Raw genomic sequence first — 569 nt, forward strand, 5'->3', positions numbered from 1 at the left:
AACAGCAGATTGCGACGCTTCGGCTCCTCAGGCACCGGTGCCTCGGCGGCAGCGGACGCAAGCCGCTCGCGGTCGCGCAGCACTTCGTCCTGCCACGGGGGAACACCTGGCTCCGGAACGGCAGGTCGCGCGGCCGGCTGGTCACGGCTGAACAGCGGGGCCGGCGCGGGCGCGTCATCCGCCTCCTCTGCGTCCTCCCCCGGAACCGGCGGCAGTTTCAGTTCCCGGCGCGGCAGCCGGGGCGACGGAACCGGTTCATCGATCTCGCCCTGTGGCCCAAACTTCTTCAGCTCGCCGACGGCGAGCGCCATGCTCACCATGATCAAGCCGGTGCAGGCCCCGACCGTTCCGGTCAGGATCAGGGTATTGCCGAAGCCGAATTCCTTGACCGGAATGCCGAAGCCGATCGCGGCAAGGCCCGCCAGAATGACCCCGATCCCGGCAATCAGCAGCAATTTCATAGTCTTCGAACTCCTCGACGGACCACTCGCGAGTCTCGCCATGGGTGCCACGATAGCGTCATATTGCGTGCACCGCCAAACGGCATTTTGCGTTCATCCCTTGTACAT

1 pseudogene is annotated in these 569 nt (G+C 65.7%); it reads right to left on the reverse strand.

The window, feature by feature from the left end:
* Positions 1-461, reverse strand: a pseudogene (locus AC1DU6_RS35165) (hypothetical protein); the annotation flags it as partial.
* Positions 462-569: the final 108 nt, after the last annotated feature.

Source organism: Roseateles sp. P5_B10 (genome assembly GCF_056400485.1).